We start from the raw sequence: 20,966 nt of genomic DNA, 5'->3' as shown, positions 1-20,966 counted from the left end.
TTCAGCGCAGGAACGCGGCGGCGACCCCGGCGTCCACCGGCACGTGCAGACCGGTGGTGTGGGTCAGCTCGCCGCCGGTCAGCGCGAACACCGCGGCGGCCACGTGCTCGGGCAGCACTTCGCGCTTGAGGATGGTGCGCTGGGCGTAGAACTCGCCGAGCTTCGCCTCCTCGACGCCGTAGACGGCCGCGCGCTGAGCGCCCCAGCCGCCGGCGAAGATGCCGGAGCCCTGGACGACACCGTCGGGGTTGACGCCGTTGACCCGGATGCCGTGCCCGCCGAGTTCGGCCGCCAGCAGCCGGACCTGGTGGGCCTGGTCGGCTTTCGCCGCGCCGTAGGCGACGTTGTTCGGGCCCGCGAACACCGAGTTCTTCGAGGAAATGTAGACAATATCCCCGCCGATGCCCTGGTCGATCATCGCCTTGGCCGCCGCGCGGGCGACCAGGAACGACCCCTTGGCCATGACGTCGTGCTGCAGGTCCCAGTCGCGTTCGGTGGTCTCCAGCAGCGGCTTCGAGATGGACAGCCCGGCGTTGTTGACCACCAGGTCGATGCCGCCGAAGGCGAGCACGGTGGCGTCGATCGCAGCCTGCACGGCGCCGGCGTCGGTGACGTCGGCGGTCACGGCCACGGCCTTGTCCGCGTTCCCGATGCCCGAAGCGACCTCCGCGGCGGCGTCGGCGTTCAGGTCGGCGATCGCGACGCACGCGCCCTCGGCGGCGAGCCGCCGGGCGATGGCCTTGCCGATGCCCGAACCCGCGCCCGTGACCAGGGCGATCCGCCCGGCGAGGGGCTTGGGCTTCGGCATCCGCCGCAGCTTGGCCTCTTCGAGGGCCCAGTACTCGATCCTGAACTTCTCGCTCTCGGGGATCGGTGCGTAGGTCGAGACGGCCTCGGCGCCGCGCATGACGTTGATGGCGTTGACGTAGAACTCGCCCGCCACGCGCGCGGTCTGCTTGTCCTTGCCGAACGAGAACATGCCGACGCCGGGGACGAGCACGATCGCCGGGTCAGCACCGCGCATCGCGGGCGAGTCCGGGCTCGCATGCCGTTCGTAATAGGCGGCATACTCCGCACGGTATTCGGTATGCAATTCCTGCAGACGTTCGAGGATACTGTCGACCGGAGCCGTCGCGGGCAGGTCCACGACCAGGGGGCGGACCTTGGTCCGCAGGAAGTGGTCGGGGCACGACGTCCCCAGCGCGGCGAGCGGCGCGAGCTTCTCGCGAGCCAGGAAGTCGAGCACGACGTCGCTGTCGGTGTAGTGCCCGACGACCCGCTGGTCGGTCGAGGCGAGCCCGCGGATCACCGGCGCCAAAGCCGCCGCCCGCGCGTGCCGCTCGGCTTCCGGGAGGGCCTCGAAGCCGGGAACGACCGGCCCGAACGGCTCCGCAGCACCCCGGGACGCCAGGAACGCTTCGGCCGTGCGGATGATCTCCAGGGAGTTGGCCTGGCACTCCTCGGAAGTCGCGCCCCACGCGGTGATGCCGTGCCCGCCGAGGATCACGCCGATCGCCTGCGGGTTCGCCGCCTTCACCGCGGCGATGTCGAGGCCCAGCTGGAACCCGGGCCGCCGCCAGTCGACCCACGCGACGCGGTCGCCGAAGCACTCCTTGGTCAGCGCCGGGCCATCCGCTGCCGTCGCGAGGGCGATCCCGGAGTCGGGGTGCAGGTGATCGACGTGCGGGGCCTCGACGAGACCGTGCATCGCGGTGTCGATCGAGGGCGCGGCGCCGCCCCGGCCGTGGAGGCAGTAGTCGAACGCGGCGACCATCTCGTCCTCGCGCTCGACGCCCGGGTACACGTTTACCAGGGCACGCAGCCGGTCGAGCCGCAGGACCGCCAGCCCGGCCTCGGTCAGCGTGCCGAGATCGCCGCCGGAGCCCTTGACCCACAGCACCTCCGTCGGCGCGCCGGTGACCGGGTCGGTGACGTCGCCCTTGGCGGAGGTGTTGCCGCCGGCGTAGTTGGTGTTGCGCGGGTCGGCCCCGAGCGCGTTGCTGCGCGCGATGAGCTGCTCCGGCACGGTCATCGTCATGCTCCCCATCCGGCCTGCGTGCCGCCGGCGCGCTCGGCCACGATCTTCTCCTGGTACCCGCCGCGGTGGTAGGCGGCGATCGGGTCCGGGTCGAGCCCGGCTTCCTCACGCAGTTCGGCCAGCAGCGGCCGGACGTCGGTGTTGTAGGCGTCCATCAGCACGGCGTTCGCGCCGAGCACGTCACCCGCCTGCTGGGCCGCCCGCAACGCGGGGCGATCCACCAGCAGCGCCTTCGCGGTCGCTTCCTGGACGTTCATCACCGACCGGATGATCGCCGGGATCTTCGCCTCGATGTTGTGGCACTGGTCGAGCATGAACGCAATACCGTAGGCAGGATCCAAGGCGTCGGCGCGGACGATCTCGTACATGATCCGGAACAGCTGGAACGGGTCCGCCGCCCCGACCATCAGGTCGTCGTCGGCGTAGAACCGCGAGTTGAAGTCGAACGCGCCCAGCTTCCCCGCCCGCAGCAGGAACGCCACGATGAACTCGATGTTCGTCCCCGGCGCGTGGTGGCCGGTGTCGATGCAGACGGTCGCCCGCTCCCCCAGCTCCAGGCAGTGGGCATACGACGTGCCCCAATCCGGGACGTCGGTCGCGTAGAACGCCGGCTCGAACAGCTTGTACTCCAGCAACATCCGCTGATGGCCGCCCAGCCGGTCGTACGCCTCCTTCAACGCGGCGGCCAGCCGGTCCTGCCGGTCCCGGATGTCGTCCTGGCCGGGGTAGTTGATCCCGTCGGAGAACCACAGCTTCAGGTCCCGTGAGCCGGTCGCGTCCATGATGTCGATCGCTTCGAGGAGGTGGTCGGTCGCCTTGCGGCGGATGCCCGGGTCGGGGTTGGTCACCGAACCGAGCTTGTAGTCCTCGTCCTGGAAGACGTTGGTGTTGATGGCGCCGATCTCGACTCCGAGGTCTCGCGCGTACGCGGTCAGGGCGGCGTAGTCGTCGACCTTGTCCCACGGGATGTGCAGCGCCACGCTCGGCGCGACCCCGGTGAGCTTGTGCACCATCGCGGCGTCGGCGATCTTCTCCTCGGGGGTGCGCGGCACGCCCGGTTGCGGGAACACCTTGAACCGGGTGCCCGAGTTCGCGTACGCCCACGACGGCGTCTCGATGCGCTGGGCCCGCAGAGCCGCTTTCACATCCACGGCGATCACTGTCCTTCCGCGACAGGGGTGGGGTCGAGGTGGAAGACCTCTTCCAGGAGCTGGAAGCCTTCGTCGGGCGGGCCGCCGTCGAGGCCGGTGAAGAACTCCGCCATCTCCGCCTGCCAGCGGGTGTTGACCTCGGTCTTCGCCATCGCGGCCTGCGCGGCGGCGAGGTCGTCGGCTTCGACGTAACCGATCAGGAGGCCGTCCTCACGCAGGAAGAGCGAGTAGTTGCGCCAGCCGGTGTCGCGCAGGGCCTGCTGCATTTCGGGCCAGACGGCGCGGTGGCGCTCGGCGTACTCGGCCAGCCGATCGGGCTTGACCTGCAGGCAGAAGCAGTATCGGGGCACAGTCCATCCTTGGTGGAGCCCGGCCGGGCCACCCGTCGCGACCCGGCCGGGAGACTTCAGAAGTTGAACTTGTCGATGTTGTTCGCGTCGAACGTCGTCGGCGGGCCGAGCACGATCTCGCCGTTCTCGCCGATCGTGTACTCGCCGAGCTTGCCCGCCTTGAACTTCTCGCCCGTCTTGCCGGTGATCTGACCGGACTTCAGCGCTACGCCGGCGTAGGCGGCGAGGTAGCCGATGTCGGCCGGGTTCCACAGCGCGAACTGCTTCACCGTGCCGTCCTTGACGAAGGCGCGCATCTGGTTCGGCGTGCCGAGACCGGTCACCGCGACCTTGCCCTTGTAGCTCGACGAGCTGACGTAGCGCGCGGCGGCCGCGATGCCGACCGTGGTCGGCGCGACGATCACCTTGAGGTTCGGGAACGACTGCAGCAGGCCCTGGGCCTCCTGGAACGACTTCTGGTCGTCGTCGTTGCCGTAGGCGACCTTGTCCAGCTTCAGGCTCGCGTACTCCGGCTTGGCCAGTTCCTTCTTGAACACGTCGATCCACGCGTTCTGGTTGGTGGCGTTGGGCGTCGCGGACAGGACGGCGACCTCGCCGGACCCGCCGCTGAGGTCCTTGGCCTGCTTGGCCAGCGCCTCGCCGATGCCCTGCGTGGTGGCCTGGTTGATGAAGACGTCGCGGCAGTCCTTCGCGGCGTCGGAGTCGAAGGCGACGACCTTGATGCCGGCGCTGCGCGCCTGGTTGAGCGACGGGCACACCGCGTTCGGGTCGTTCGCGGCGATGCCGATGACGTCCTGCTGCTGCTGGATCAGCGTGTTGATGTAGCTGACCTGCGACGACGCGCTGGCGTCGTTCGGCCCGACCAGCTTGTACTCGCCCTTCAGCTCGCCCAGGGCCTCCTTGCCGCCGCTGACCTCGATGTCGCTGTAGGGGTTGTTGAGCTGCTTGGGCAGGAACGCCATCTTGACGCCCTCCTTCGCCGCGGCGTTCGGGTTCGCCGCGGCGGTGGACTGCTGGGCGCCGGAGCCGGCGTTGTCGTTCTTGGTCGTGCCGCTGCACGCGGCCAGGACCAGCACCAGCCCGGCCGACACTGCGCCGGTGAGGAACCGTCGGGACATCTTCGTCACCTTTCCGGAGTTACCGCTTGCCGACGGCGTCGCACTGCCGTGCGGGCCGAAGTCACGATGTTGGGGAGCAGGACCGACACGATCAGGAGCACGCCGGTCACGATGTTGAGCGCTTCGTTCGACACGTCCTGCAGGCGCAGCGCGTTCTGCAGCGACGCCAGCAGGACCACCCCGGCGAGCACGCCGGGGAGCGTGCCCTTGCCGCCGAAGATGGACACGCCGCCGAGCAGCACGGCGGCCACGACGGCCAGTTCAAGACCGAACCCGTTGTCGGCGCGGGCGCTGGAGTACCGCAGCGTCCACAGGACCCCGGCGAGACCCGCGACCGCGCCGCTCACGACGTACAGCCAGAACTTGAGCCGCCCGGTGCGGATGCCGGCGAACCGGGCCGCCTGTTCGCCGGCACCGGCCGCGAAGACGCCGCGGCCGATCGGGGTCGCGTGCAGCACGACGCCGAAGATCAGGGCGACGACGATCAGCGGGATCAGCACGTTCGGGATCGGGCCGTCGCCGATCGTGCCGGTGACCCAGCTGGTGTAGGCCCGCGGGAAGTCGGCGACCGCGCCGTCACCCAGCACCACGAACGCCAGGCCGCGGTAGAGGGCCAGGGTGCCGATCGTGACGGCGAGCGAAGGCAGCTTCAGCACGGTGACGAAGAAGCCGTTCAGCGCGCCGAGGACCGCGCCGAGCACGATGCAGAGCGGGATGATCGTCTCGATCGTCATCCCCGCGTCCCACAGCGAGCCCATCACCGCCGACGTCAGGCCGAGCGTGCTCGCCACCGAGAGGTCGATCTCGCCGGTGACGATGATGAACGTCATCGGCAGCGCGACCAGCGCGATCGGGAGCAGGTCGAGCAGCAGGAAGGTGAAGTTCCGGCTGGTGCCGAAGTTCTCGACGGCACCCGAAGCGACGATCAGCACGATCACCGTCACGAGCACGACCGCGGCGTCCCAGCTGAGCAGCCGGCCGAGCCGGTTCCCTCGGTCAGACATGGGCGTCCCTCTTCTTCAGTGCCTTCGCGACCCGGACCGCGACGAGCCGGTCCGCGCCGATCGCCAGCAGGATCAGCGCGCCGACGATCGCCTGCTGCCAGAACTGGTTGATGTCGAGCACGGCCAGGGCGCTGCCGATGACCGTCAGCAGCAACGCGCCGAGGCCCGCGCCCCAGACCGAGCCGCTGCCGCCGAACACCGCGACCCCGCCGACGACGGCCGCGGCGACGACGTTGAGCTCGTAGCCGGTGCCGGCGGCCGCGTCCACGGTGCCGAACCGGGCGGCGAACAGGACACCGGCGAGCCCGGCGAGCGCGCCGCTGACCAGGAACGCGGCGCTGGTGTTGCGGCCGACCCGGATGCCGGCCAGCTGCGCCGCCTGTGGGCTCGACCCCATCGCGTACAGCTCGCGCCCGGCCGGGTAGCTGCGCAGCACGATCCCGGCGAGCACCAGCACCAGCAGCGCGATGAGCACCAGCCACGGCACGCCGAGCAGCGACGCGGTGCCGAAGTCGAGGAACGACGCGGGCAGCTTGTCGGCGTTGATCTGCTGGCCGCCGGCCCAGAAGTAGCTGACGCCGCGGTAGGCGTAGAGCGTGCCGAGCGTGACGACCAGCGCGGGCACCTGGCCGAACCGCACCAGGGCGCCGTTGAGCAGCCCGCAGACCGCGCCGACGCCGAGCCCCACCAGGATGGCGACGATCACCGGCAGGCCCGGGTTGTCCTTCATCAGCGTGCCGACGGCGAAGGCCGACAGGCCGAGCACCGAGCCGACCGACAGGTCGATGTTGCGGGTGATCATCACGATCGCCTGCCCGACGGCGAGCACCGCGAGGATCGCCGTGCCCAGCAGGATGTCGCGGATGCTCTGCCCGGACAGGAACCGGGAGTTCTGCGTCGCGGTGAACGCGACGAGGACGGCCAGCGCGAGCACGATGCCGGATTCGCGGGCCTTGAACACGTTCGCGGTCCACGAGCGTCCGGAGTGGACAGTCGTCTCCCTGGCCACCGGCGCCTCCTTCGTCGCGGTCATGCGGCGGCTCCCTGGCCCATCGCGGCGAACATGACGGCGTCCTCGGTGGCCTCGGCGCGCGGGAGCTCGGCGACGATCCGGCCCTCCCGCATCACCAGCACGCGGTCGGCCATGCCGAGCACTTCGGGCAGTTCCGACGAAACCATCACGATCGCGACGCCTTCGGCGGCCAGCGACGACATCAGCCGGTGCACCTCGGCCTTCGTGCCGACGTCGATGCCGCGCGTCGGCTCGTCCACGATCAGCACCTTCGGCGCCATCGCCAGCCACTTGGCCAGCACGACCTTCTGCTGGTTGCCACCGGAAAGCGTGCCGACGGGGTCGCCGAGGCGGCGGTACTTGGTGCGCAGCCGCTCGGTCCAGCGCCGGGCCTCCTGCCGCTCGCTCGCGCCGGTCAGGAAGCCGAGCTTCGAGAGCGCGCGCGACCGCGGCAGCGTGACGTTGCGTTCGATCGACAGGTCCATGATCAGGCCCTGCTGACGCCGGTCCTCGGGGACCAGCGCCATCCCGGCGGCCATCGCGGCCCGCGACGAGTGCGGCTTGAGCTTCTTGCCGCTGACGCGGACGACCCCGGCGTCCCGTTCGTCGACGCCGAAGACGGCCTGGACGACTTCGGAGCGGCCCGAGCCGACCAGCCCGGCGAACGCGACGATCTCGCCCGCGCGCACCGAGAAGGAGATGTCGCGGAAGACGCCCTCCCGGGCGAGGCCCTCGACCTCCAGCACGGTCGCGCCGGGTTCGACGTCCTGCTTGGGGAACAGCGCGTCGAGGTCACGGCCGACCATGCGTTTCACCATCTCGTCGACGGTGACGTCGTCGAGCGCGTCGGTCGAGACGTGCCTGCCGTCGCGCATGATGGTCACGCGCTGGCAGAGCGCGGTGATCTCCTCGAACCGGTGCGAGATGAACATGATCGCCGCGCCTTCCTGGCGCAGCGTCCTCGCGACGGCGAAGAGCCGCTCGACCTCGATCTGGGTCAGCGCCGCGGTCGGCTCGTCCATCACCAGCACCCGGGCGTCGGCGCTGAGCGCCTTGGCGATCTCGACGATCTGCTGGTCGGCGATGGACAGCCCGCGCGCCGGCCGGGCCGGGTCGATCCGGACGCCGAGGCGGGCGAAGAGGCGCTCGGCCTCGGCGCGGATCGCCGCCCGGTCGATCCGGCCGAGGGTCTTGCGCGGGTGGCGGCCCATCACGATGTTCTCCGCGACGCTCAGGTCGGGGAACAGCGTGGGTTCCTGGTAGATCACCGCGATGCCGGCGGCCTTCGCGTCGGCCGGGGAGCCGAACTCGGCCGGCTCGCCGTCCAGCAGCAACGTGCCGTCGTCGGGCTTGTGCACCCCGGCGAGCATCTTGACGATCGTGGACTTGCCGGCGCCGTTCTCCCCGACCAGCGCGTGCGCCTCCCCGGCGTGCAGCCCGAAGCTCACGCCGGCGACGGCCGCGACCGCGCCGAACGACTTCGTCACGCCGCGCACCTCCAGCAGAGGGGCTGGGCCCGGGTCCTGCCGCGTCATCGCGACCTCCGGATTGAAAGGTTTCACAAATCTGGTGCGGTGAAGCTACTATGCGACGGAAGAAGAAGTCAATGAATCCGTGAAGCCGTGGCCAAATGGCATCTCCACCAGGTTGTTCGCGGTGATGTTACGTTTCAACGAGGGGGTTTCGATGGTGGTCAGGGAGCCCGGTGCCGAGCCGCGCGCGGCGGGCATGAAGGAAGTCGCGGCGGCCGCCGGCGTCTCCCTCGGCACAGTGTCGAACGTGCTCAACCGGCCCGACCGGGTCAGCCCGGCGACGCGCGCGAGGGTCGAGGCCGCGATGGCCGAACTCCGGTTCGTGCGCAACGAGTCCGCGCGGCAGCTGCGGGCCGGGCGCAGCCGGGTGCTGGCCTACGTGATGCTCGACGGCAGCAACCCCTTCTTCACCGACGTCGCCGCCGGCATGGAGGACGCCACCGACGCCGGCGACCTTTCGCTGTTCCTCTGCAACAGTGCGCACCAGCCGTCGCGGGAGGCGGCCTACCTCGGCCGGCTCGAGCAGCAGCGGGTCCAGGGCATCCTCATCACGCCGGTCGACCCGGACGCCCCGCTGCTGCGGGAGATCGCCCGCCGCGGCACCCCGGTGGTCGTCGTCGACCGGACCCCCGGCGGCACCACGCACTGCTCGGTCGCGGTCGACGACGTCTACGGCGGGGAGATCGCCGTGCGGCACCTGGTGGAACAGGGGCACGAGCGGATCGCGTTCATCGGCAACCACACTTCGGTGGGCCAGGTCCGCGACCGGCGGCTCGGCGCGCTGCGAGCGCTGAGCGAGGCCGGGCTGGGCCCGGACCACCTCGTCGACCTCACGACGTCGGCGCTGACCGTGGCCGACGGCCGCGGCGCCGGCGAGCGGCTGGCCGGGCTGCCCGCCGCGGTCCGCCCGACCGCCGCGTTCTGCGCGAACGACCTGGTCGCGCTCGGCCTGCTGCAGAGCTGCGCGAACCTGCGCATGCGCGTCCCGGAAGACCTCGCGATCGTGGGCTACGACGACATCGAGTTCGCCGCGGCGGCCGCGGTCCCGCTGACGTCGGTCCGCCAGCCGCGCCGCCGCCTGGGCCGCACGGCCGCCGAGCTGCTGCTGGCGGAGACCACCGAAACCGGGCACGAGCACCGGCAGGTCGTGTTCACCCCCGAGCTGGTGGTCCGCGCCTCGACCCTGCGCTGAAGTCCCCGTGTAACCCGCGGCGCCCCACAGCTGATTCACAGGGGGAGACGCATGATCTGGGCGGGACACACACGGAGGTCGTCATGGCCGGGCAATGGCGGCTTTCGCGGCGGAGGTTCCTCGCCGCGGGCGGGGCCGCGCTACTCGGCGCCGCTGTCACCGGGTCCGCCGGGCTCGCCGCGGCCGGTCCGGAAGCGGTGCGGCTGACCGATTTCTGGTTGTTCGGCCCGTTCGGGGACGGCGGCACGGACCCCGACTTCGACGAGACCGATCTCGACCCGGTCCGGCTGCCCCACTGCGTGACGCCGTTGTCGTGGACCGGCTGGCAGCCGTCGTCGTGGCAGGAGCAATGGCTCTACCGCAAGCACTTCACGGTGACGCCGGCGATGACGGCGGAACGCGTCCGGGCCCGCTTCGACGGCGTCATGACGAACGCGGCGGTGTACCTCAACGGCCGGCTCGTCGTCACGCACGAAGGCGGTTACCTGCCCTTCGAGGTCGAGCTGCCGGAGGTCGTGGCCGGCGACAACGTGCTCGCCGTGGTGGTCGACGGGCGGTGGGCGCTGGACGTCCCGCCCAACCTGCCGCGCACCGCGGGCCCGTCGGTGATCGACTTCTACCAGCCGGCCGGGATCTACCGCCCGGCGACGATCGGGACCGTGCCGCGCACCCGGCTGTCCGACGTCTTCGCCCGCCCCGGCGACGTCCTCTCCCCCAGCCCATCGCTGCACGTGACCTGCGAGATCGACACCACGGTGGCGCTCGCCGAGCCGCTGTGGGTGACGGCGTCGGTGCGCCAGGCCGGCCGGGAGCTGGCCCGGGGCACCACCGACGTCGCCCCGATGCCGGTCGGCACGAGGACCGTCGAGTTCGACGTGGGCGGGCTCGGCGCGGTCCGCCTGTGGGACGTCGAGGATCCCGCGCTGTGCGACGTCGAGGTCTCCGTCCGGTCCGGCCCGCGGGTGCTCGACCGGCGGGTGGTGCGGACCGGGTTCCGCGAGGCGCGGTTCACCCCGGACGGCTTCTTCCTCAACGGCAGGCGGCTCAAGCTGTTCGGTCTCAACCGCCACCAGTGGTACCCGTTCGCGGGCGGCGCGCTGCCCGACCGCGTCCAGCGGCGCGACGCGGAGATCCTGCGCCGCGAGCTGAACTGCACGATGGTCCGCTGCTCGCACTACCCGCAGTCGAGCGCGTTCCTCGACGCCTGTGACGAGCTGGGCCTGCTGGTGTGGGAGGAGATCCCGGGCTGGGGCCGCGTCGGGGACGACGCCTGGCAGCGGCAGAACCTGAAGGACGTCGCCGGGATGGTCGTCCGCGACCGCAACCACCCGAGCATCGTCGTGTGGGGGACGCGGGTCAACGAGGCCGCCGGGTCGACCGAGCTGTACCTGCGCACCGGGCGGCTGGCGCGGCAGCTGGACCCGTCGCGGCCGACGAGCGGCGCGCTGGCCACCACGACCGGCGCGCGGCTCGCCCTGCCGCCGGGTACGGACGAGCAGGTCCTGGCCTACAACGACTACACCGCCCGCCGCGGCGCGCCGTTCCAGCTGCGCCCGCCGCGGGCCGGGGTGCCGTACCTGGTGACGGAGTCGATCGGCACGCTCGCCGGGGCCCGCGCCTACCGCCGCACCGATGCCCCGGCGACCCAGCACCTGCAGGCCGAGCTGCACGCGAAGGCCCACGACCTGGCCGCCGCCGACGACCGCTACTGCGGCCTGCTCGCGTGGTGCGCGTTCGACTACCCGTCGGGCTGGCAGCGGTCGGTCGGCGGGTCGAAGTTCGCGGGCGTGTCGGACTTCTTCCGCATCCCCAAGCCGGCGGCGGCGTTCTACGCCTCGCAGGGCGACCCGCGGGTCCGGGCGGTCGCCGAGCCGGGGTTCGCCTGGGACTTCACGGCCCAGCCCACGGGTCCGGGACGGGCCGCGACGATCTGGTCGAACTGCGACCGCCTGCTGCTGTTCCTCGACGACCGCCCCGCGGGCGAGGCCCGTAGCCGCCGCGCGGACTTCCCGCACCTGAGGTACCCGCCGTTCGCGGTCGATCTGACGGTCCCGCGCGGGCACCGGCCACAGCTGCGCATCGACGGGTATGTCGGAGACCGGCTGGCGGTGAGCCGCCGGTTCAGCGGCGACCGGAGCCACGACGTGCTCAGTTGCGTAGCCGACGACCCGCGGCTCCGCGCCGACGGCACCGACGCGACGCGGGTGGTGATCGCGGCGACCGACCGTTTCGGGACGCTGCGGGCGGGCACGGCCGGCCGGGTGACGGTGACGCTGACTGGCCAGGCCGAGCTGGTGGGCGACGAGACGCTGGACTTCGGCGCGACCGGCGGCGCGGCCGCCGTGTGGCTGCGGCCGTTGCCGGGGCCGCCCGGGGTGCTGACCTTGACGGCTCGGCACGAGACGCTCGGCTCCGCCACCGCGACGGTGACCACGACGGCCGCGGGCCCGGACACCGTGCCGCGGCTGTGACGACGCTCCTCGACCGGGACCTCCGCGGCCGCGCCGCCCGCCCCAAGAAGCAAGGCTGACCGCCATGAGGGGGCTTCAAAGCCGCCTCACTCCCCCGCCAGCACCTCGGCCAGCACCGCCGCCTGGCTGATCGACGGCGACCCGCTCGCCGTCAGCAACGTCACCGGACCGCCGTCCGCCAGCTCCCGCAGCCGGGCCAGTGCCGCCACCCGGTCCGGTTCCCGCAGCTCCGCGCGGTACCGCTCGGCGAACTCCGCGAAGCGGTCCGGGTCGTGGCCGTACCAGGTGCGCAGCTCGTCGGACGGCGCCAGCCCGCGGTACCAGCCGTCGAGGACGATCGCCGTGCGGGCCGTGCCGCGGGGCCAGAGCCGTTCCACGAGCACGCGGACGCCGTCGGCGGGCCCCGGTGGGTCGGACAGGCGCGCCACCCGGACGACCGTGGGCTGCATGCGCGCATTCTGCGACGCATCCGGAGCCGCCGCCACTCCGGAACGCCGGGCCGGCCCGGCACGCGGAGTCACCTCCCCGGTCGTCGCCGGGGCCCGGGGGCGCACCCGCGGGCCGGGTTTCTTCAGCGCCGAAGAACCGGTGAAGATCTGCGGTAAACGCATGTCACGCATCGCGGAACAACTGAAATCGCGAACAGTCCCGGTGGCGCCGCCACCCTTCCGGAAACATCGGAAATCACCCGTTCGGTGGGTTAGTCGCGCAACGGGAAGGGTAAACGACTTGCTTCGCGCGCCACTGGCGCCAGGGGAGGGAGATTCACCGATGAGTCAAGGAACTCGTCCGGCGGGCAGAACCGCCCACTTCAGCTCGATGGGGTTCGAGCAGCACTACCGGAACATGCGGCTGATGCGCGACGACGACATCGTCATGCCGAGCATCGGCGGAGCAGGCTCCAGTCTCCTCGGCAACGTCATCCTGGAACTCGGCTTGCACTACGTCGACCTGACCAAGGAGACACTGCGTCCCGACGGCTCCTCACGGCCCCCGACCGACGAGATCACGCGCCGCATCCGGGCCGGCCGTTTTGCCGAAGCGCCCGAGCGGCCGACGGCACCCCGGTTCATGAAAACCCATCTTCCCGCCGGCGAGTTCGAAAACCACGCGATCGGGGGCGTGTGGATGCTGGTCCGGGATCCCCGTGACGCTCTTTACTCGTGGTACCAGTACCACCGCGGCTTCGCCCGGCTTCCCTGGGAACAGGTGCCCGGCACCTTCGAGGAATTCCTCGCGAAACCCTTCTTCATCGGTGTGCCCCCCGTTGCCGCCTGGACGTCGTACTACCGCGAATGGGCCGGCCGCGGCCGGGGATGCGCCCACTTCACCACCCTCCGCTTCGAGGATTTGAAGCGCAGACCCGTCACGACGATGCGGGAAGCGCTCGAGCCCCTGGGCCTGAGCTACTCGACCGGCCAGCTCGGACGCGCGACCGAGCGCAGTTCGTTCACCGCCATGCGGCGCCACGAAGACAGCGTCGCCGCCACGGGCGGAAGCGCGCGCGTAATGCGCAGCGGCGCGGTCGACGGCTGGCGGTCCTGGATGACGCCCGAGCTCGAACCGTTCTTCACCGGTTCCGACTTCACCGCGCTGGCGCAGAGTTTCGGTTATGATCTTTGACCCGGCCGACCCGGGCCGCAGGAGAGTGACGGATTTGCCCAGGTTCCTCCCCCGGCTGAGTGCCGCGCGATCGCCGCTCGCCGCCGCGGTGCTCTCCGCCACCAATTTCCTGATGGTGTTCGACGGGCTGGTCGTCACGGTCGCGCTTCCGTCGATCCAGCACAGCCTCGGGTTCAGCACACTGGGATTGCAATGGGTGGCCACCGCCTATTCGCTCCCCCTCGGCGGGTTGCTCCTGCTGGGTGGCCGGTGCGGGGACCGCTTCGGGCGGCGGCGAGCGCTGATCGCGGGCCTGGAGATCTTCTCCGTCGGCCTGGTGCTGGCCGGCCTCGCCCCGACGGCGTGGGCACTGCTGGCCGCACGGGTGCTGCAGGGGGCGGGGGCGGCGCTGGCCATCCCGAACTCCTACGCGCTGATCAGCACGATGCGCTCGACCGAGCGGCGGAACCGGATCTTCGCCGCGGTCGCGGTGGCCGGCAGCGGAGCCGCGGCCGGCGGGGCGGTCATCGGCGGGCTGGTTTCGCAAACGCTGGGCTGGCGCTTCGTCTTCTTCCTCAGCGCGCCGGTCGCGATCGCGGCCATCCTCATCGCGCCGAAGGTGCTCGACGCCGGACGCGACCACGACCGGCCGTCCAAACTGGACGTCGGCGGGGCGCTGCTGTCCACCATCGGGCTGACCGCGCTGGTCTTCGCCATCTCGAGCATCGAACGGTCCGGGGTGTCGTCGCCGATCACGTGGGGTTCGTTCCTGCTCTCCGCGGCGATCCTGGCGGGTTTCGTGCTCCGCGAATTCCGCACGTCCCGCCCGCTGCTGCGACCGGCCCTGCTGCGCGTCCGGACTCTCCGCGCGGCGATCATCGGCATGCCGGGGCAGGTTTTCGCCTACACCGGCACGGTGTTCATCGGCCTGCTGTTCTTCCAGCAGGCCCGGGGCTACACAGCGCTCCAGGCAGGACTGGCTTTCGCCCCCTTGGGCGTCGCGTCGGCGATCGGGTCCCCGATGACCACCCGTCTGCTGAGGCGCTGGCACTGGACGGCCGTGGCCGTGGTTTCGCAGGTCACCTGCGCGGGTGGGCTCCTGCTGCTCGCCATCGCCCCGGCGGACGGCGGCTACGTGGCGCATTTCCTGCCGGGGATGATCTTCCTCGGCTTCGGGATCGCCGGGGCGGCGGTGACGCTGAACGTCGCCGCCGGCAGCGAGGTCCCGGCCGGCGAGAAAGGCGTCGGGTACGGGTTGTTCGAGACGAGCACGCACATCTCCGGCGCTCTCGTCATCGCCATCCTGGCCACGGTGGCCACCGGCTACACCAGAACACTCCCCGACGCGGACACCGCCGGCGCACTGGCCGCCGGATACCAGACGGCCTTCGCCGTCGCCGCCGCGGCGGCCTTCGTCGCCGGCGTCCTGACGGTGCTCGTCGGGCACCGGCGGCACCGCCAGAAAGCCGGACCCCGCCCCGCGGACCCGGAACGAACAGAAACACGAAACTGACGGGATTGCCGGATCCCATCGTAAGACCATTCGACGAATGGCCATTTCAGCGTGCCGCGTTTTCATTGAAACAATTTCATTGGAAATCACACTTTCAGCCTATCGACGGGCGCGAAGTGACGTATTTAACATCACCGTGAGTGGATTTACATCAATCACCATGGGGGGAACGGTGCACAGACAAGAAAATGCGTTGTTCACCGACCACACCGCGCCGTCCGAGGGCGCGGTCGTCTGGCTGACCGGGCTGGCCGGTTCGGGGAAGACGACCGTCGCGGAAATACTCGCCGAGCGCTGGCGCGAACGAGGAGTGCCGCCCATCCTGCTCGACGGCGACGTCATGCGTGAGGTCCTCGACCGGCGCGGCGGGTACGACCCCGGCAGCCGGTTGAAGATGGCGTTCACCTACGGCAAGTTCGCCTGCGCGCTGGCCCGGCAGGGACACCTGGTGATCGTGGCGACGATCTCCCTGTTCCACGCGGTGCAGCGGTGGAACCGCGAACACGCACCACGTTATTGCGAGGTCCTGCTCGACGTCCCGATGCCCGAACTGCACCGGCGCGACAAGAAAGGCCTGTACAGCGGCAGCGATCCGGAATGCGTGGTCGGGCTCGGTCAGCCGGCCCAGTTCCCGGAACACCCGGACGTCGTCGTGGACAACCACGGCGGGGTGTCGCCCCACCGCGCCGCCGACCGCATCATGGAAAAGGCCGACGAGCTGTTTTCCGCCGTCACCCCCGCGAAAATCGGTCTCGCCCGCCGCCAGAAGGAGAAAGTGTGATGACCACCGAACTCAAGCACGGGGATTTCTCCAGCCTCGCCGAAGACTACTCACGGTACCGGGAGGGGTACGCCCCCACGGCCCGTGACGCCCTGCTCGGCCTGACCGGCCGGCCGCCGGACACGCTCGACGTGGTGGACGTCGGAGCGGGGACGGGCATCTGGACCCGCATCCTCGCGGAAGCCTCCCCCCGCTCCTTGGTGGCCGTGGAACCGAACCCGTCCATGCGGGAGCGCGGCATCGAGGATTCGCGGGGCGCGGCCGTGAGATGGGTGGAGGGCAGCGGCGAGTCCACCGGTCTCCCGGCGGCCTCGGCCGACGTGCTGACGATGGCCTCGTCCTTCCACTGGGTGGACTTCGACCGCGGCCTCGACGAGTTCCACCGGGTGCTCCGCCCGGGCGGCTGGTTCGCGGCGCTGTGGAACCCGCGCCGGATCGAGGCGAACCCCCTCCTCGTGGCGATCGAATCGGAGATCACCCGCCTCAAGCCGGACCTGAGCCGGATCACCTCGTCCCGGTCCGGCCTGATCGCCACCCTCACCGACCGGCTGAGCGCGCGCTCCGGCTTCGGCGACGTCGTGTACATCGAAGGCCGGCACACCGTGCGCCAGAGTGTCGACCACTACCTGGGGATCTGGCGGTCCGCCAACGACGTGCAGGTCCAGCTCGGGCCGGCCCTGTTCGACCAGTTCATGGCCCGCACGCGGGAGCTCCTGGCGGGGCACGACCACGTCGACACCACGTACCTGACGACGATGTGGGCCGCGCGGCGGGAATGACCGGGCAGCGACCGCACCCGGCAGCAGCTGCCCCGGGCAGGAACCGGCAAAGGGCCACCCCGGCGACCGCGGAGGGATCGCCGGGGTGGCCCTACCCCCAGCTCGTGCCGCCGGCGAAAGCGACAGCCGAACCGCCGGTCACGCCGGCGGCCGAGCCGGCCGGGGACATCGTCGGGTGTCCCCGGCCCGGCCAGGATCGCCGACCGGCCCTGCACCTCGCTTGCAGTGCGCTTGCACGCCCGGCCACGACCCGATGCACGCGAGCGGACCGGGTGGAGTTCCGCGTCCTCGGCTCCGGCGCGGGCGACCCCCGCCGGTCACCGAAGGACCCGGGGTACGACCCGGGCACCGTCGATGCCCACCGCGTCACCGCGCTGACCCGGCGCCGAGACCGCCTCACCACTCCCGACAACCACGTGGTCAGCAGGTACCGGTCGGCGGCGCCGAGCACTTCGCGCGGGCCAGGATGGTGCTGAAGTTGTCCTGGTAGGCGGCGCTGATCGCCGCGTTCTCCACCTTGATCAGGATTTCGTCGTTGTCACGCAGGGCCGCGCCGGAGACGTTGTGCGAGCCGGTGAAGACGAGGGCCCGGCCGGCTTTGTCGCTGTAGTTGCCCGTGTAGAGCATGTATTTCGAATGCACGGTGATCTCGCGGTCGTTCACCGTCGTGCTGAACCGCTTGAGCGTCACGTTCGCCTTGCCCTTGAGGGCGGCGAGCGCCGCCGTGCCCATGTCGTCGTAGACGATCCGGACCTTGCAGCCCAGCTTCCCGATCCCGATCAGCTCGTCGACGACCGGGGTGCGCGAGTCGGCGATGTTGGCCTGCACGACGTTGAGCGAGCAGCCGGCTTCGTACTTCGTGATGTACTTCAGCACCTGCGCCCACGTGTCGGTGGCGAACTCCTCCGACGTGCCGCCGTCCGAGTCGGCGCGCGGCGAGAGGTAGCTGGTGACCATGCTGGTCAGCGTCTTGTGGTAGCCGGCATTCGCGAAGTAGTTGTTGTCCTTCTTCTGCGCCAGCATCTTCTGCATGTGCCCGGCGTAGAAGCCGTACAGGTCCGGGTCGCCGTAGGTGAGCAGGGCATTGTTGAACATGTTGCCCTGCACGGTGGTCAGGTTGTACGAACCGATGACGACGACGTCCTTCTTGCCCTCGGTTTCGGAGAACATCCACAGCTTGTCGTGGTTGATCGAATGCGGGCTGCCGTCGTGGGCGATGCAGCCGGTGTTGTCCCCGCCGGTGCCGCAGAACACCAGCTGGGTCAGCCCGGCGGACTGGAGGATCGGCATCGCGGTGTTCGCCGGGTCGTCGTCCGCTCCGCCGTCGAGCGCGATCCGCACCTTGACGCCGCGGGCCTGCGCCGCCTTGATCGCTTCGGCGAGCGCGGGCCGGGTCCAGCTGTAGAGGGAGATGAAGATCTCCGCGCCGGCCGGGGTGCCGTTGGCCAGCTGGACCAGCCGCGTTTCGATCGAGTGGTCGCGGTCGCCGTTCTCCGGCGGGTTGTTGAAGATCGCTTCCATGCCGGTCTCGGCGGCGGCCGCGGGCGCGGCGTGCACGACCCCGCCACCGGACAGCGCGAGCAGCGCGCCGGCCGCCACGGTGAGCGCCTTGATCCTGGGGCCCATGTCTTCCTCCCTGTCTCCGGCCGCCAAGCTCGCACCCCGCCGTACAAGATCCGTACAAAGTGGAGGTCACCCTCCACAGTGGATCTTTCAGCACAGCGCGAGTGATCGGTCACGCTGAGAAACATCGCGGGAGAAATTCCCGACGCCCGCACCGGAAGCGCGACGCCGGAAATCCTGTTGCGGAACAACGCATCCTACGAATACCGTCGGATGCTCCCGGCGGGATTCCGAGGAACGCCGGGCACGGCGGCCACCAGGGCCGTCCGACCCGGAAATCCGATTCCCCTTTGCCATGGCGCACGCCGTCCGTCGGGTCTAGAAAAGGAGACCGTCCACCGTTCCCGATCCGAAAGGGATCTCTCGTGTCCGTTTTCATCGCCGTTCTGCTCGCCCTGGGCGCCGGCATGCTCGTCGGCGGCCGGGTCCACACCGCGAAGGAGGCCCGCGCCACCTATTCCGCCTACCGTTCCCGCACCGCCAAGGGCTTCGGGGAATGGATCAAGAGCACCGTCTCGGCCGCCCTCGCGGTCGCCGGCGCCCTCGTGCTCCTCTTCATCCTGCTCAACGCCCTGCAGCAGACCTGATCCCGAACCCGACTCATGGCGGGTTGTTGCGGCCCTGGCCGCAGAGGACGCTTTTCGTGGCTCCCACGGGCGGAGCCGGGAAAGGACTGCCTCCATGAGATCGAGGGCGCTTTCTGCTGCGTTCAGCCTGGCCGTCGGCCTGCTGGGCACAGTCGCCGTCGCCACGCCGGCCTCGGCCGCCGCGGTCTGCGGTGACCAGACCGTCGGCAACGGCGGGTTCGAGAGCGGCACCACGCCGTGGACCCCGAGCAGCGGGGTCATCACCGCCGCCACCAGCGCGGAACCCGCGCACGGCGGCACGATGGTCGCCTGGCTGGGCGGCCACGGCAGCACGCACACCGACACCCTGTCCCAGTCGCTGACGCTCCCCGCCGGCTGCGCCTCGGCGACGCTGTCCTGGTGGTCGCACATCGACACCAAGGAGACGACCACCGGTACCGCCTACGACAAGCTGGTGGTGCAGGCGGGCTCCGACACCCTCGCGAGCTACTCGAACCTCGACAAGAACACCGGGTACGTCCAGCGGACCGTGGACGTCTCGCGCTACCTCGGCCAGACCGTGACGCTGAAGGTCACCGGCACCGAGGACTCGAGCCTGGCGACCAACTTCGTCCTCGACGACTTTTCGCTGACCACGACCGGGACGAGCAACCCGCAGTCGCCGGTCGTCACCTCGCCGGGCGCGCAGTCCGGCGCCGTCGGCCAGGCCGTGGCGCTGCAGATCCAGGCGAGCGACCCGCAGGGCGACGCCCTGACCTACAGCGCGACCGGGCTGCCCGCCGGCCTCGCGATCGGCGCGGCCACGGGCAAGATCACCGGCACGCCGACCACGGCCGGCACGTCTTCGGTGACCGTGACGGCGAAGGACCCCGCCGGCAACAGCGGCAGCGCGACCTTCGCCTGGACGATCTCGCCGGCGCCGTCCGACTCCACGCGCACGCCCGTCAACCCCGCGTACACCGTGAGCCTGACCTCGAACACCGCGGGCGACACCTGGACCGGGCACCAGAGCGTCAGCTTCACCAACGGGTCGGCGACCGCGCTGCCCGAGGTGTACCTGCGGCTTTGGGACAACTACCACGGCTCCTGCCCGACCACGCCGATCACCGTCACCAACGTCACCGGCGGCACGCCGTCCGCGCTGAGCGTGAACTGCACCGCGCTGAAGATCACGCTGCCCGCCCCGCTCGCCCAGGGCCAGTCGGCGACCATCGGGTTCGACCTCAAGATCGTCGTGCCCAGCGGCGCCGACCGCTTCGGCCACGACGGCGCCTTCAACATGATCGGCAACGCGCTCCCCGTGCTCGCGGTCCGCGACGGCGCCGGCTGGCACCTCGACCCGTACACGAACAACGGCGAGTCGTTCTACACGGTGATCAGCGACTTCGACGTCACGCTCGTCCACCCGACGTCGCTGCTCACGCCGGCCACGGGCACGTCGACCGAGACGACCAGCGGGACCACGACCACCACGCACGCCGTGGCGAGCAAGGTGCGGGACTTCGCGTGGGGCGCCGGGCCGTTCGCGAAGATCAGCACGACGTCCGGCAAGGGCGTGCGGGTGAACGTCTACTCGGTCAGCGGGATCTCCACCAGCAGCGCGAACTCGATGCTGTCGCTGGCCGCCGACGCGATCGACGTTCACGCCGGGCGGTTCGGCGACTACCCCTACGGTGAGCTGGACGTGGTGCTGGACAACAACTTCTGGTTCGGCGGCATGGAGTACCCGGGCTTCGTGATGGACCTGGTGTCGAACGTGGCACTGCCGCACGAGATCGCGCACCAGTGGTTCTACGGGATCGTCGGCGACGACGAGTACAACTCGCCGTGGCTGGACGAGAGCTTCACCGACTACGCCACCGACCTCTACCGCGGGATCACCGGCAGCGGCTGCGGCATCACCTGGCAGTCGAGCGCGGAGAAGCTGACCAACTCGATGGCCTACTGGGACGCGCATTCGTCCCGCTACTCCACGGTGGTCTACAACTACGGCAAGTGCACGCTGCACGACCTGCGGCGGCTGATCGGCGACACGGCGATGGCGAACCTGCTGAAGTCCTACGCCCAGTCGCACTGGTACGGCGTGTCGACCACGGCCGAGTTCAAGGCCGCGGCGCAGGCGGCGGCCGGGTCGACCGACCTGACGTCGTTCTGGGCTTCGCACCGCGTGGAGGGCTGAGCAGCCCCCGTTTTCCACGCTACCGGAGGGCACC

The 20,966-nt window shown here is 70.5% G+C and carries 17 protein-coding genes; 8 read left to right on the top strand and 9 right to left on the bottom strand.

Annotated features, from left to right (window positions below):
• Position 1 precedes the first annotated feature (1 nt).
• The 7 genes from AB0G28_RS08620 to AB0G28_RS08590 are packed head-to-tail and all read right to left on the bottom strand — an operon-like array spanning position 2 to position 8,208.
• Positions 2–2,032, bottom strand: coding sequence for a bifunctional aldolase/short-chain dehydrogenase (locus AB0G28_RS08620; RefSeq protein ID WP_361084831.1), 2,031 nt, complete (start codon positions 2,030–2,032; stop codon positions 2–4).
• Between the two features lie 2 nt (positions 2,033–2,034).
• The gene (rhaI, locus tag AB0G28_RS08615) at positions 2,035–3,198 is read right to left on the bottom strand and encodes an L-rhamnose isomerase (protein WP_361084828.1); all 1,164 of its coding nucleotides are present in this window, start codon (positions 3,196–3,198) and stop codon (positions 2,035–2,037) included.
• Complete coding sequence (locus AB0G28_RS08610; RefSeq protein WP_361084824.1) at positions 3,195–3,539, bottom strand: L-rhamnose mutarotase; 345 nt, start codon at positions 3,537–3,539, stop codon at positions 3,195–3,197. The genes rhaI and AB0G28_RS08610 overlap by 4 nt, the downstream gene beginning before the upstream one ends.
• A 56-nt stretch (positions 3,540–3,595) precedes the next feature.
• Complete coding sequence (rhaS, locus tag AB0G28_RS08605; protein WP_361084821.1) at positions 3,596–4,657, bottom strand: rhamnose ABC transporter substrate-binding protein; 1,062 nt, start codon at positions 4,655–4,657, stop codon at positions 3,596–3,598.
• Positions 4,658–4,662: 5 nt separating this feature from the next.
• The gene (locus AB0G28_RS08600; protein WP_361084818.1) at positions 4,663–5,661 is read right to left on the bottom strand and encodes an ABC transporter permease; all 999 of its coding nucleotides are present in this window, start codon (positions 5,659–5,661) and stop codon (positions 4,663–4,665) included.
• On the bottom strand, positions 5,654–6,694 hold the full coding sequence (locus AB0G28_RS08595) for an ABC transporter permease (RefSeq protein WP_361084815.1): 1,041 nt from the start codon (positions 6,692–6,694) through the stop codon (positions 5,654–5,656). The genes AB0G28_RS08600 and AB0G28_RS08595 overlap by 8 nt, the downstream gene beginning before the upstream one ends.
• Positions 6,691–8,208, bottom strand: a complete 1,518-nt coding sequence (locus tag AB0G28_RS08590; RefSeq protein ID WP_361084812.1) for a sugar ABC transporter ATP-binding protein — start codon at positions 8,206–8,208, stop codon at positions 6,691–6,693. Before AB0G28_RS08590 ends, AB0G28_RS08595 begins: the two co-directional genes overlap by 4 nt.
• 151 nt (positions 8,209–8,359) lie before the next feature.
• On the opposite strand from AB0G28_RS08590, the gene AB0G28_RS08585 reads away from it, so the two are divergent.
• Together AB0G28_RS08585 and AB0G28_RS08580 are read left to right on the top strand one after the other, a co-directional pair.
• Positions 8,360–9,397: a LacI family DNA-binding transcriptional regulator gene (locus tag AB0G28_RS08585; RefSeq protein WP_361084809.1), complete on the top strand. Its 1,038-nt coding sequence runs from the start codon at positions 8,360–8,362 to the stop codon at positions 9,395–9,397.
• 83 nt (positions 9,398–9,480) lie between these two features.
• On the top strand, positions 9,481–11,868 hold the full coding sequence (locus AB0G28_RS08580) for a glycoside hydrolase family 2 TIM barrel-domain containing protein (protein WP_361084806.1): 2,388 nt from the start codon (positions 9,481–9,483) through the stop codon (positions 11,866–11,868).
• A gap of 86 nt (positions 11,869–11,954) precedes the next feature.
• On the opposite strand, the gene AB0G28_RS08575 is transcribed toward AB0G28_RS08580, so the two are convergent.
• Positions 11,955–12,317: a DUF488 family protein gene (locus AB0G28_RS08575; protein WP_361084803.1), complete on the bottom strand. Its 363-nt coding sequence runs from the start codon at positions 12,315–12,317 to the stop codon at positions 11,955–11,957.
• A gap of 406 nt (positions 12,318–12,723) precedes the next feature.
• Here AB0G28_RS08575 and AB0G28_RS08570 point away from each other — a divergent pair, with 406 nt between their 5' ends.
• From AB0G28_RS08570 to AB0G28_RS08555, 4 genes are all read left to right on the top strand, one after another.
• A complete protein-coding gene (locus tag AB0G28_RS08570) occupies positions 12,724–13,491 on the top strand; it encodes a sulfotransferase domain-containing protein (protein ID WP_361084800.1) in 768 nt (255 codons plus the stop codon).
• Positions 13,492–13,525: 34 nt separating this feature from the next.
• The gene (locus AB0G28_RS08565) at positions 13,526–14,983 is read left to right on the top strand and encodes an MFS transporter (protein ID WP_361084797.1); all 1,458 of its coding nucleotides are present in this window, start codon (positions 13,526–13,528) and stop codon (positions 14,981–14,983) included.
• A 172-nt stretch (positions 14,984–15,155) separates the two neighbouring features.
• Complete coding sequence (locus AB0G28_RS08560) at positions 15,156–15,764, top strand: adenylyl-sulfate kinase (protein WP_361084794.1); 609 nt, start codon at positions 15,156–15,158, stop codon at positions 15,762–15,764.
• Complete coding sequence (locus AB0G28_RS08555) at positions 15,764–16,543, top strand: class I SAM-dependent methyltransferase (RefSeq protein ID WP_361084792.1); 780 nt, start codon at positions 15,764–15,766, stop codon at positions 16,541–16,543. The genes AB0G28_RS08560 and AB0G28_RS08555 overlap by 1 nt, the downstream gene beginning before the upstream one ends.
• A 420-nt stretch (positions 16,544–16,963) precedes the next feature.
• Here the strand turns inward: AB0G28_RS08555 and AB0G28_RS08550 are convergent, their stop codons facing one another.
• A complete protein-coding gene (locus AB0G28_RS08550) occupies positions 16,964–18,169 on the bottom strand; it encodes a phospholipase D-like domain-containing protein (RefSeq protein WP_361084789.1) in 1,206 nt (401 codons plus the stop codon).
• Between the two features lie 362 nt (positions 18,170–18,531).
• Here AB0G28_RS08550 and AB0G28_RS08545 point away from each other — a divergent pair, with 362 nt between their 5' ends.
• Together AB0G28_RS08545 and AB0G28_RS08540 are read left to right on the top strand one after the other, a co-directional pair.
• A complete protein-coding gene (locus AB0G28_RS08545) occupies positions 18,532–18,753 on the top strand; it encodes a hypothetical protein (RefSeq protein WP_361084786.1) in 222 nt (73 codons plus the stop codon).
• A gap of 94 nt (positions 18,754–18,847) precedes the next feature.
• The gene (locus AB0G28_RS08540) at positions 18,848–20,932 is read left to right on the top strand and encodes a putative Ig domain-containing protein (protein ID WP_361084783.1); all 2,085 of its coding nucleotides are present in this window, start codon (positions 18,848–18,850) and stop codon (positions 20,930–20,932) included.
• Positions 20,933–20,966: the final 34 nt, after the last annotated feature.

The sequence above is a fragment of the Amycolatopsis sp. NPDC021455 genome (assembly GCF_040640995.1).
Lineage (GTDB): Bacteria > Actinomycetota > Actinomycetes > Mycobacteriales > Pseudonocardiaceae > Amycolatopsis.
This window is presented reverse-complemented; position numbering and strand designations above follow the sequence as displayed.

Coding starts and splice junctions, on each gene's coding strand:
- AB0G28_RS08620 (WP_361084831.1), bottom strand. CDS start 2,032: ATGACCGTGCCGGAGCAGCTCATCGCGCGCAGCAACGCGCTCGGGGCC.
- rhaS (WP_361084821.1), bottom strand. CDS start 4,657: ATGTCCCGACGGTTCCTCACCGGCGCAGTGTCGGCCGGGCTGGTGCTG.
- AB0G28_RS08600 (WP_361084818.1), bottom strand. CDS start 5,661: ATGTCTGACCGAGGGAACCGGCTCGGCCGGCTGCTCAGCTGGGACGCC.
- AB0G28_RS08595 (WP_361084815.1), bottom strand. CDS start 6,694: ATGACCGCGACGAAGGAGGCGCCGGTGGCCAGGGAGACGACTGTCCAC.
- AB0G28_RS08590 (WP_361084812.1), bottom strand. CDS start 8,208: ATGACGCGGCAGGACCCGGGCCCAGCCCCTCTGCTGGAGGTGCGCGGC.
- AB0G28_RS08585 (WP_361084809.1), top strand. CDS start 8,360: ATGGTGGTCAGGGAGCCCGGTGCCGAGCCGCGCGCGGCGGGCATGAAG.
- AB0G28_RS08580 (WP_361084806.1), top strand. CDS start 9,481: ATGGCCGGGCAATGGCGGCTTTCGCGGCGGAGGTTCCTCGCCGCGGGC.
- AB0G28_RS08575 (WP_361084803.1), bottom strand. CDS start 12,317: ATGCAGCCCACGGTCGTCCGGGTGGCGCGCCTGTCCGACCCACCGGGG.
- AB0G28_RS08570 (WP_361084800.1), top strand. CDS start 12,724: ATGCGCGACGACGACATCGTCATGCCGAGCATCGGCGGAGCAGGCTCC.
- AB0G28_RS08555 (WP_361084792.1), top strand. CDS start 15,764: ATGACCACCGAACTCAAGCACGGGGATTTCTCCAGCCTCGCCGAAGAC.
- AB0G28_RS08550 (WP_361084789.1), bottom strand. CDS start 18,169: ATGGGCCCCAGGATCAAGGCGCTCACCGTGGCGGCCGGCGCGCTGCTC.
- AB0G28_RS08540 (WP_361084783.1), top strand. CDS start 18,848: ATGAGATCGAGGGCGCTTTCTGCTGCGTTCAGCCTGGCCGTCGGCCTG.